8 protein-coding genes are annotated in these 9,885 nt (G+C 73.8%); 3 read left to right on the forward strand and 5 right to left on the reverse strand.

The window, feature by feature from the left end; genetic code table 11:
• Positions 1–43 precede the first annotated feature (43 nt).
• The 4 genes from mshC to ACFWVV_RS37530 form a co-directional block, all read right to left on the reverse strand.
• A complete protein-coding gene (gene mshC, locus ACFWVV_RS37515; RefSeq protein ID WP_384349106.1) occupies positions 44–1,273 on the reverse strand; it encodes a cysteine--1-D-myo-inosityl 2-amino-2-deoxy-alpha-D-glucopyranoside ligase in 1,230 nt (409 codons plus the stop codon).
• Positions 1,274–1,477: 204 nt separating this feature from the next.
• Complete coding sequence (locus ACFWVV_RS37520; protein ID WP_384349108.1) at positions 1,478–2,317, reverse strand: SCO1664 family protein; 840 nt, start codon at positions 2,315–2,317, stop codon at positions 1,478–1,480.
• Complete coding sequence (locus ACFWVV_RS37525) at positions 2,281–2,871, reverse strand: DUF3090 domain-containing protein (protein WP_384349110.1); 591 nt, start codon at positions 2,869–2,871, stop codon at positions 2,281–2,283. The genes ACFWVV_RS37520 and ACFWVV_RS37525 overlap by 37 nt, the downstream gene beginning before the upstream one ends.
• 108 nt (positions 2,872–2,979) lie before the next feature.
• Positions 2,980–3,681, reverse strand: coding sequence for an MSMEG_4193 family putative phosphomutase (locus ACFWVV_RS37530; protein WP_384349112.1), 702 nt, complete (start codon positions 3,679–3,681; stop codon positions 2,980–2,982).
• A gap of 83 nt (positions 3,682–3,764) precedes the next feature.
• On the opposite strand from ACFWVV_RS37530, the gene corA reads away from it, so the two are divergent.
• Complete coding sequence (corA, locus tag ACFWVV_RS37535; protein WP_384349115.1) at positions 3,765–4,757, forward strand: magnesium/cobalt transporter CorA; 993 nt, start codon at positions 3,765–3,767, stop codon at positions 4,755–4,757.
• Between the two features lie 335 nt (positions 4,758–5,092).
• On the opposite strand, the gene ACFWVV_RS37540 is transcribed toward corA, so the two are convergent.
• Positions 5,093–6,142 (reverse strand): LLM class F420-dependent oxidoreductase, encoded by a 1,050-nt coding sequence (locus ACFWVV_RS37540; RefSeq protein ID WP_384349118.1) that lies wholly within the window; start codon positions 6,140–6,142, stop codon positions 5,093–5,095.
• Between the two features lie 168 nt (positions 6,143–6,310).
• On the opposite strand from ACFWVV_RS37540, the gene ACFWVV_RS37545 reads away from it, so the two are divergent.
• Both ACFWVV_RS37545 and ACFWVV_RS37550 read left to right on the forward strand, forming a co-directional pair.
• Positions 6,311–7,294: an aldo/keto reductase gene (locus ACFWVV_RS37545; RefSeq protein WP_384349121.1), complete on the forward strand. Its 984-nt coding sequence runs from the start codon at positions 6,311–6,313 to the stop codon at positions 7,292–7,294.
• Positions 7,291–9,813 carry a helix-hairpin-helix domain-containing protein gene (locus ACFWVV_RS37550; protein WP_384349124.1) on the forward strand — a complete coding sequence of 841 codons (2,523 nt, stop codon included), beginning with the start codon at positions 7,291–7,293 and terminating at the stop codon, positions 9,811–9,813. The genes ACFWVV_RS37545 and ACFWVV_RS37550 overlap by 4 nt, the downstream gene beginning before the upstream one ends.
• The last annotated feature ends 72 nt before the right edge of the window (positions 9,814–9,885 follow it).

Consider the following 9,885-nt stretch of genomic DNA (forward strand, 5'->3'; position numbering starts at 1 on the left):
CGACCCTTGAGGGGTCGCGGCCCGCGCTTCTTGCTGTCAACGGCTACAGGGCCACGCCCAGCAGCGCGTCCACCGCCCGGGAGACCACTCCCGGCGCACCTTCCTCGGTGCCCCCGGTGGAAGCCTGCTGCTCCGCCCAGCGGTCCACCGCCGCGAGCGCGGCCGGTGCGTCGAGGTCGTGGGCGAGCGCCGCCCGCATCTCCTCCACGAGTGCGTCCGCCGAAGGACCGTCCGGACGGGACACCGCCGCGCGCCAGCGGCCCAGCCGGGCCACCGCGTCGTCAAGGACCTGGTCGGTCCACTCCCAGTCGGAGCGGTAGTGGTGCGAGAGGAGCGCGAGACGGATGGCGGCGGGGTCGACACCGGCGCGCCGCAGCGCCGAGACGAAGACCAGGTTGCCCCTGGACTTCGACATCTTCTCGCCGTCCAGGCCGACCATGCCGGCGTGCACGTACGCCTTGGCGAAGGGGTGCTCGCCGGTCAGCGCCTGCGCGTGCGAGGCGCCCATCTCGTGGTGCGGGAAGGCGAGGTCCGACCCGCCGCCCTGGACGTCGAAGCCCATGCCCAGGTGCTCCAGGGCGATGGCGACGCACTCGATGTGCCAGCCGGGGCGGCCGCGCCCGAGGGAAGCACCGTCCCAGCTGGGCTCGCCCTCGCGGGCCGCCATCCACAGCATCGGGTCGAGCGGGTTCTTCTTGCCGGCCCGCTCGGGGTCGCCGCCGCGCTCGGCGGACAGCAGACGCATGGCCTCCGCGTCGAGCCCGGAGACCTCGCCGAAGTGCGGGTCCGCCTCGACGGAGAAGTAAATGTCGCCCTCGAGTTCGTAGGCGGCTCCCGAGTCCCGCAGCCGTTCGACGAGCGGGACGATGCCGGGGATGGCCTCGACTGCACCCACGTACTGCTGCGGGGGCAGCATCCGCAGGGCGGTCATGTCCTCGCGGAAGAGGGCGGTCTCGCGCTCGGCGAGGCCGGTCCAGTCGATGCCGTCACGGATGGCGCGCTCCAGGAGCGGGTCGTCGACGTCCGTGACGTTCTGGACGTAGTGGACCTGCCGCTTGGTGTCGAGCCACACGCGCTGCACGAGGTCGAACGCGTTGTAGGTCGCCGCGTGCCCCATGTGGGTGGCGTCGTACGGCGTGATGCCACACACGTAGATGCGGGCTACGGGACCGGGGTCGAGTGTGACCAACCCCTGGGTCGCAGTGTCGTGGATCTGGAGGTCGCGGCCCTTGCCGGGCAGGGCGGGGACCTCTGAAGCGGGCCAGGCATGCATGTAGCGAGCGTAACCGGACGCATGTTCCGGTTACGAACCGGACCGGGATCTTGACCGATAACGCCGTCTTGCGCGGGCCCGCACCGATGGGGCAGTGCGTGAGACGCGCGGGCCCGCACCCGTGGGGCACGGCGTCAGACGCGCGGGCCCGCACCCGTGGGGCACGGCGTCAGACGCGCGGGCCCGCACCCGTGGGGCAGTGCGTCAGACCGGCGGCCACGGGATCGCGGGCCACTGGCCGCTGGGCTCCGGATGGGCCGCCGACTCCCGCAGCGCGGCCACCCGGGCGCGCAGCGCGTCCAGTTCCGCCGCCGTGATGAGTTCGGCCAGCCGGGTGGCGAGTGGCGCGCCCGGGGTGAGATCCGCGGCCAGTGCCGCGAGGACGGCCACCGCCTCGTCCGGCAGCGGATCCCCGGCCCAGCCCCACAGCAGGGTGCGCAGTTTGTCCTCGACGTGGAAGGTGACTCCGTGATCGATGCCGTAGAGCCGGCCGTCCCCGGCGGGCAGCAGGTGGCCGCCCTTCCTGTCGCCGTTGTTGATCACCGCGTCGAGCACGGCGAGCCTGCGCAGCCGCATGTCGTCGGCGTGCACCAGCAGCGCGGTACGCCCCTGTGCGACCTCGGCCAGCACCACCGGCTTCCAGCCGTCGCCCGGCTCCCCGTCCTCGACGAGGGCGAGCAGCCTGCCGCCCGCCTGGGGGTCGCCGTCGATCCACAGCTGGCACATGCCCTCGCCGTAGGGGCCGTCGCGCAGCACCGTGGGCGGGATCAGGCCCCAGCCCGTCGCCTCGGAGATCTCGTACGACGCGACCTCGCGCCGGGCGAGGTTGCCGTCGGGGAAGTCCCAGAGGGGCTGTTCGCCGGCGACCGGCTTGTAGACGCACTTGGCGCTGTCGCCCTCGTAGGAGATCTCGCAGTAGAGCACCGCGTTGGACGCCTCGCGGACCTGGCCGAGCACGGTGAGCTCGCCCTTCGCCAGGAGCGTGCGCGGGTCGGCGGGCAGCGGAGTCACAGCCCCCGCCGGTATCCGTTCTGGCGCGGGCATACGTGTCCCTCCGGATCGAGCGGCAGACTGCACAGCGGGCAGGGCGGCCGGCCGGCGTTGACCACGTCCAGGGCGCGCTTGGCGAAGGCCCTGGCCTGCGCCCCGCTGAGCCGCACGCGCAGCATCGGCGGGCCGTTCTCCTCGTCCTGGAGCAGCCGTTCCTCGGCCTCCGCGAGGTCTTCCTCGGTGTCGACGTCCAGCTCGACCAGGGCCTGCGCCTCGACGATCATGCGCTGTTCCTCGCCGTCCCAGGCGAGCGCCATGGTGCCGACCCGGAACTCCTCCTCGACGGGCGCGTCCAGCGGGGCGCTGTCGTGCACGTCGGCGGGGGCGACAGCCGGTACGGGGGCGTTGCCGCCGGTGCGCCGCACCACCTCGTCGAGCAGTTCGTCGATGCGTTCGGCCAGCGCTTCGACCTGGGCCTTCTCCAGGGAGACGCTGGTGACCCGGCCGGCCGCCGACGCCTGGAGGAAGAAGGTGCGGCGGCCAGGCAGCCCGACCGTGCCGGCCACGAAACGCTCCGGCGGGTCGTAGAGGAACACCTGACGGGACACGTCCTGATCTCCATCGCTTCGGGGGAACTTCGGGTGGGGAACTTCGGGGAGGACTTCAGCGGGAAAGGGAACTGGTTGACGGAGCGACCACCCTACTGTGCACGGCGATCACGCTGCTCCCGCGCCACCGCCCACCGCCGCGTCGCCCTTTTCGGCATCCGCGCCGTCCTCGCTCGGCCGTGGGGCGAGGCCTGCCAGGTCACCGGTGTCGCCGAGGCGCAGCAGAAACGGCCGGAGCCTGGTGTAGCGGATCACCGTCAGGGAACACGGGTCGACGTGAATGCGCTGGAAGAGGTCGAGATGCATACCGAGGGCGTCCGCGACGAGGGACTTGATGATGTCGCCGTGCGCGCACATGACGTAGAGGGCGTCACTGCCGTGCTCGGCGTCGATGCGCACGTTCCAGTCGTGCACCGCGTCCACCGCGCGGTTCTGCATGGCGCGCAGGGACTCGCCGCCGGGGAAGGCCGCAGCCGAGGCGTGCCGCTGGACGACGTCCATCAGGGGGTGGTCGGAGAGTTCGCCGAGCTTGCGTCCGGACCACTCGCCGTAGTCGCACTCGTTGATCCGTTCCTCGGTGTGCAGCGGCAGTCCGGGGCGGGCGTCGAGCAGCGGTTGCAGGGTCTCCCGGCAGCGCTGGAGGGGGCTGCTGACCGCAGCGGCGAGGGGCAGTGCGGCGAGCCTGGCGGGCAGGGCGGCGGCCTGGGCGGCGCCGTGGTCGTCAAGGGCGACCCCGGGCGTCCGGCCCGCGAGCAGCCCGGCGGTATTGGCGGTGGAACGTCCGTGCCGCAGAAGAATCAGCGTGGCCATGCCTCTCACCCTAGGCGGCCGGGCGGCGCGGGCCGACGGCGGACAGCAGCACCCGGGTGCGCCCGGGGCACGACCCGGGGAGAATGCACGCCGTGATCGTCGACTGCGCCATCTACCGCGAGGGCCGCCGCACCGAGGGCCCGTCCGACTTCTCCGACGCGCTGGCCGAGGCACGGCGCTCGGAGGACCACTTCGTGTGGATCGGTCTGCACGAGCCGACGGAGAAGGAGTTCGACCTCGTCTCCTCCGAGTTCGCGCTGCACCCGCTGGCGGTCGAGGACTCCCTGAGGGCCCATCAGCGGCCGAAGCTGGAGGTGTACGAGGACTCGCTGTTCGTGGTCCTCAAGCCGGTGGTGTACGAACCGGAGAGCGACACCGTGACCACGGGCGAGCTGATGGTCTTCGTCGGTGACTCCTTCGTGGTGACCGTGCGGCACGGCGAGGGCGCGCCGCTGGCCGCCGTACGGTCGCGCCTGGAGTCCGATCACGACCTCCTGGCGCACGGCCCGACGTCCGTCCTGTACGCGGTGAGCGACGCGGTCGTGGACCACTACATGGAGGTCGCGGCCGAACTGCAGACCGACCTGGAGGAGCTGGAGGCGGAGGTGTTCGCCCCGCAGGGCGGTGACGCCAAGGGCACCGCGGGACGGATCTACACCTTCAAGCGGCAGGTGCTGGAGTTCCGGCGGGCGACCGGGCCGCTGGCCCAGCCGGTGCAGCGGCTGGCCAGCCCGGGGCTGCCGTTCGTGCACGAGGAGGCGCAGCCGTTCTTCCGCGACGTGGGCGACCATCTGACGCGGGCGAACGAGCAGGTGGACGGGCTGGACCGGCTGCTCTCCGACATCCTGTCCGCGCATCTGGCACAGATGGGGGTACGGCAGAACGACGACATGAGGAAGATCTCGGCGTGGGCGGCGATGGCCGCGGTGCCGACGATGGTGGCGGGGATCTACGGCATGAACTTCGAGCACATGCCCGAGCTGAAGTGGTCGTGGGCGTACTACGCGGTGCTGGTCTTCATGGTGGTGTGCGAGGTGGGCCTGTACCGGCTGTTCAAGCGGCGCGGCTGGCTCTGAGCCGCCCTGGCGGGGCGGGCCCGCCGGTCTCCGCGCGGGTGGCTCGCCGGCTGTACGTGGCGGGCCCGCCGGCCTCCGCGCGAGGGGGGTTCCGGCTTTGTGTGGTGGGCCCGGCGGACCTGGCGTGGTGGGTCGGCCGGCTTTGCGTGGTGGGCCCCGCTGCCGGTGCGTGGCGCGCCCGCCACGCATGCGCGGCGCTTCGTCCGCCCGTGGGCGTAACCGACCGCCCCGCTGACGCGTTGTGCTGCGTGACGGCCGTGGCGGGGAAGACCCCCGAGCCCCCACCACGGCCGCTGACCTCCTCCCGTGCGCCGCGCCTTTCCGCGCGGCCGGGTTTACGCCAGTCCGGCGAGTTCCACTGCCTCGGTGCCCGCCCGCAGTGCCGCGATCCGCTCGTCGAGCGTGAACCCGGCGGGGGCCACCGTGAGTGTGGTGACACCGGCCGCCTCGTACGCCCGCATCCGGTCGGCGATCCGCTCCACCGGGCCGAGCAGGGTCGTCTGGTCGATCAGCTGGTGCGGTACGGCCGCGGCAGCACCGTCCTTGTCGCCGGAGAGGTACTTCTCCTGGATCTCGGCGGCTTCCTTCTCGTACCCCATGCGCTGGGCGAGGCTGTTGTAGAAGTTCTGCTTGCGGCTGCCCATGCCGCCGACGTACAGGGCGGTGTACGGGCGGAACATGTCGGCCAGCGCGTGCACGTCCTTGCCGACGGCGAGCGGCAGCGTCGGACAGACGTCGAAGCCTTCCATCGTCTTTCCCGCCTTGGCGCGGCCCGCCCGCAGCGGGGCGATCGCGGTCTCCTCCAGGTGCTCGGCGGAGGGGAAGATCAGCAGTGCGCCGTCGGCGATCTCGCCGGTCTGCTCCAGGTTCTTGGGGCCGATGGCGGCGATGTAGAGCGGGATGGTCTCGCGCTCGGGGTGCACGGTCAGCTTCAGCGGCTTGCCCGGCCCGCCCGGCAGCGGCAGCGTCCAGTGCTGCCCCTCGTAGCTGAGCCGCTCCCGGGTCATGGCCTTGCGGACGATCTCGACGTACTCACGGGTGCGGGCGAGCGGCTTGTCGAACTTCACGCCGTACCAGCCCTCGGAGACCTGCGGGCCCGAGACACCGAGACCGAGCCGGAAGCGGCCGCCGGAGAGCGAGTCGAGAGTGGCGGCGGTCATCGCCGTCATGGCGGGCTGGCGGGCCGGGATCTGCATGATCGCGGAGCCGATGTCGATGCGCTCGGTCTGGGCGGCGACCCAGGAGAGCACGGTGGGGGCGTCCGAGCCGTAGGCCTCGGCGGCCCAGCAGACCGCGTAGCCGAGCCGGTCGGCCTCCTTGGCGACGGCGAGGTTGTCGCCGTCCATGCCCGCTCCCCAGTAGCCGAGGTTGATCCCGAGCTTCATAAACGCCGCTCCCTCTTGCTTGACGTGTCCCGCGTAGTCGTGCGTACGGAGTACCGGCCGGTAACGTGCCGGTGCGGCGGACTCTAGCGCGCGCGGCCGCTCCGCGTCAGGGGCGGGTTGTCCACAGGCCTCCGCCCGCCGCGGGGGCGGACCAGTAATCTCGCGCCCATGGAGCAGAGGCATCTCGGCCGCACGGGCCTGCGCGTATCGAGAATCGGTCTTGGCACACTCACCTGGGGCCGGGACACCGGCGAGCACGAGGCCGCGGACCTGCTGAAGCTGTTCTGGGAGGCGGGCGGCACGCTCGTCGACACGGCCGACGTGTACGGCAACGGGGACGCCGAGTACGTGCTCGGGCAGCTGGTGGAGCGCCTCGTTCCGCGCCGGGACCTGGTCATCGCCACCAAGGCGGGCAGCGTGCCCGACCCGGACCGCCGCTTCGACTGCTCGCGCGGTCATCTCCTCGCCGCCCTGGACGCCTCACTGGAGCGCCTCGGCACGGACTACGTGGACCTGTGGCAGGTGCACGCCTTCGACCCGGGCACCCCGCTGGAGGAGACCCTCCAGGCCCTGGACATCGCCGTGAGCAGCGGCCGGGCCCGGTACGCCGGGGTGTCCAACTTCTGCGGCTGGCAGCTCGCGAAGGCCGCCACCTGGCAGCTGGCGGCTCCTGGCGTGCGGACCCGGCTGGCCGGTACGCAGCTGGAGTACTCGCTCCTCCAGCGGGGCGTGGAGCGCGAGGTGCTGCCCGCCGCGCTCGACCTGGGTGTCGGGCTGCTGCCCTCGTCCCCGCTCGGCCGGGGGGTGCTCACCGGCAAGTACCGGCACGCCACGCCGTCGGATTCGCGCGGAGCCAGCGAGCACCTGGCGCCGTTCGTCGCCCCGTACCTGGACGACGCGGCGAGCCGCATCGTGGACGCGGTGGCGACGGCCGCGGACGGCCTGGCGACCACTGCGCTCCAGGTGTCCCTGGCCTGGGTACGGGACCGGCCCGGGGTGGCCGCCCCGATCGTCGGCGCGCGCAACGCGCAGCAGCTCGCGGCGGCATTGTCAGTGGAGGCACTTAGTCTTCCCTACGAGATCCGCCGAGCGCTGGACGACGTGTCCGCGCCCGTGCACCGCTATCCCGACCAGGACTGGAGCACGCTGTGACCGCGCACCCCCGGGGGGAGACCCCCGTCCCCCCGGCCGGCCCCGACCCCGCGGAAGCGGCCGGGACACCGGACCAGAGGGCCGAACCGGCCGACCAGAACGACACCACCGGGACGGTGAACGGCATGGACACGACCGAGGACGGCCCGGACGGGACGGCCACCGAAGGGACCGGCACGGACGGGGCGGAGGCGGAGGCCGGGGTCGAAACGGAAGCGGAGGCCCAGGCGGAAGCGGAGTCGGAGGCCGAGGCTGGGGCTGGGGCGGAAGCGGAGTCGGAGGCCGAGGCTGGGGCGGAAGCGGAAGCCGAGGGAGAAACCGAGGCCGAGCAGGACGGGGCAGACGCCGCCCCGGCCGCCGGGGCTGACGCGCCTGCCGCGCCGCAGCTCTCCGAGGCCGAGGCCGAGCTGGCCGCCCAGCGGGAGTTCCGGGCGAAGATCGAGAAGCGGAAGGCCGAGAAGGCCGCCGTCTCCGCCGGTGCCAAACTGAGCGGGCGCGCCGCCGACCTGCTGGCCGCCGTACGGGCGGTGGAGAGCGGGTCCACTCCCGCCGCCGCGTTCGTCACGGAGAGCGCGCCGGCGTCCGCGCCCCCGCATGCCCCGGCCCCGCCGGGCGGCGCCCCCGCACGGGCCGCCGTACCGACGCAGGCCGCGGCCGCACCTGCGACTGCGGCGGTGCCGCCGGGGACGGCCGTCGCTCCGGAGACCGTCGAGGGCGTACGAGGGGTACTGACGGCGGGCGGCGCTCCCGGGGAGCTCGCCGCCCAGGTCACCGAGCGGCTCGGCGAGCAGGCCGCGGAACTGCTGCGCGAGGACCCCTGGCAGTTGCTGTCCGTTCCCGGGGTACGGCCCGAGCAGGCAGACGGGTTCGCCCGCGCTCTGCTGGGCCCGCAGTGCGGTCCCGGCGACGGACGGCGCACCGACGCCCTGGTCGGCCTGGTGCTGGAGCGGGCCGCGCTGAAGGGGCACACCGCGGTCGCGACGGAGCAGGTGCACACCGCGCTGGCCGGGCACGGGGTCCCCGACCCGGCCGCCGCCGTGGCGCACGCCGTGGCGGAGGGCGTCGCCCTCCCGCTCCAGCTCCAGGAGGACGACGCGGTGGACGACGTCTACGAGGAACCGGCGGAGGGCGAGGAGCCCGGAGGCCCCGAGCCCGAGGCGTCCGAACCCGAGGTGCCCGAGCCCGCCCCGGCCCTGCTCGGGCTCGACCGCTACGCCATGGCCGAGGAGAGCCTGGCCGAGGGGCTCGCCCGGCTGGTGAACTCCCCCGTCGAGGATCCCGGCGGCTGGGAGCAGCTCCCGGGCTCGGCCGGTGAGCTGGTACGCGCCGTGGCGGCCCACGGCCTGGTCGCCCACACCGGCGGTGAGGCCTCCCGCGCGGAACCCGCCGCTCTCCTGGTGGCGGCCCACCGGCTGGGCCTGCGCGGTTACGCGGCCACCCACAGCCCCGACGGCCGCGCCCGCGTGGCGGCCGCGCTGGACAGGGCGGCCGGAGCCTCAGGTTCCGGTGACACCCCGCAGGACGGGCCGGCCCCGGCCGACGACCGCGGGGCGACCAGCCCCTGGGCCGTCACCCTGGCGGGGCTGCTGTCCGGCGCGGAGGGGCCGGGGCGGGACGCCGACGGTGCGCTCGCCCTCGATCTGCTGGTGGTGTGCGACGCCCCCCAGCTGGACGTGGAGACCGGGGCGGTGCTCGTCGAGGCACTGCCCGACGGGGCGCGGCTGGTGCTCAGCGGCGATCCCGGAGTGCTGGCCTCGGCCGGGGCCGGGCAGGTGTTCGCGGACGTACTGAGCGCCCGCGCCTGCCCGCAGATCGCCTCGCGCACACCCGACCCGGGCCCGATCGGCGAGCTGGTGTCCGGCATCGGCATCGGCGAGCTCAACCAGGTCGCCGCCCCCGGCAAGGAAGTGGTGATCGTGCCGGTGCGGGACGCGGGCGAGGCCGTGCACCGTACGGTCCAGCTCGTCGCCGACTCGGTGCCGCGGGCGCTGGGCGTACCGCCCGAGGACACCCAGGTGATCACCCCGGGCCACGGTGGCTCCGCGGGCACCAGGGCGCTCAACGCGGCGCTCAAGCAGCGGCTCAACCCCGGTCCCGGCCGCTTCGGCGGCTTCGACCCCGGTGACCGGATCGCGTACTCCCCGGTCCCCGGCCGGACCGTGCCGGGAACGGTGGTGCGGGCGGACGCGGACGGTCTGCACCTGGACTGCGCCGGCGCCCCCGTGACGGTGGCGAAGGAGCGGGTCGATTCCTGTGTACGGCACGGCTGGGCGCTGACGGCGCACCAGGCGGCCGGCACGCGTTGGCCGGCGGTGGTCGTGGTGCTGCCGGGCGACGCGGCCCAGGCTCTCGACCGCCCGTGGGTGTACACGGCGTTCGGCCGCGGTGAGCGTCATCTGTCGGTGGTGCACGGGGTGGACCAGGCGCTGCCGCGTGCGGTGGCCGAGGCCCCCGCACAGCCGCGCACGACCCGGCTCGCGGAGCTGCTGCGCCCGGCACCGGCGGAGGCGCCGGCGTAGCAGCGCCACTGCCAGGGCCATGACCTGGGCAGACGGAGGGAGGGGGTGGGGGGGGGGGGCCGCCCCCCCCCC

The sequence above is a fragment of the Streptomyces sp. NPDC058663 genome, from assembly GCF_042716745.1.
Classification (GTDB): Bacteria; Actinomycetota; Actinomycetes; order Streptomycetales; family Streptomycetaceae; genus Streptomyces.

What these genes read in the sequence shown, in the direction of transcription:
- corA (WP_384349115.1), top strand. Translation starts at nt 3,765, where the DNA reads ATGCACGCCGTGATCGTCGACTGCGCCATCTACCGCGAGGGCCGCCGC.
- ACFWVV_RS37520 (WP_384349108.1), bottom strand. Translation starts at nt 2,317, where the DNA reads ATGCCCGCGCCAGAACGGATACCGGCGGGGGCTGTGACTCCGCTGCCC.
- mshC (WP_384349106.1), bottom strand. Translation starts at nt 1,273, where the DNA reads ATGCATGCCTGGCCCGCTTCAGAGGTCCCCGCCCTGCCCGGCAAGGGC.
- ACFWVV_RS37545 (WP_384349121.1), top strand. Translation starts at nt 6,311, where the DNA reads ATGGAGCAGAGGCATCTCGGCCGCACGGGCCTGCGCGTATCGAGAATC.
- ACFWVV_RS37530 (WP_384349112.1), bottom strand. Translation starts at nt 3,681, where the DNA reads ATGGCCACGCTGATTCTTCTGCGGCACGGACGTTCCACCGCCAATACC.
- ACFWVV_RS37540 (WP_384349118.1), bottom strand. Translation starts at nt 6,142, where the DNA reads ATGAAGCTCGGGATCAACCTCGGCTACTGGGGAGCGGGCATGGACGGC.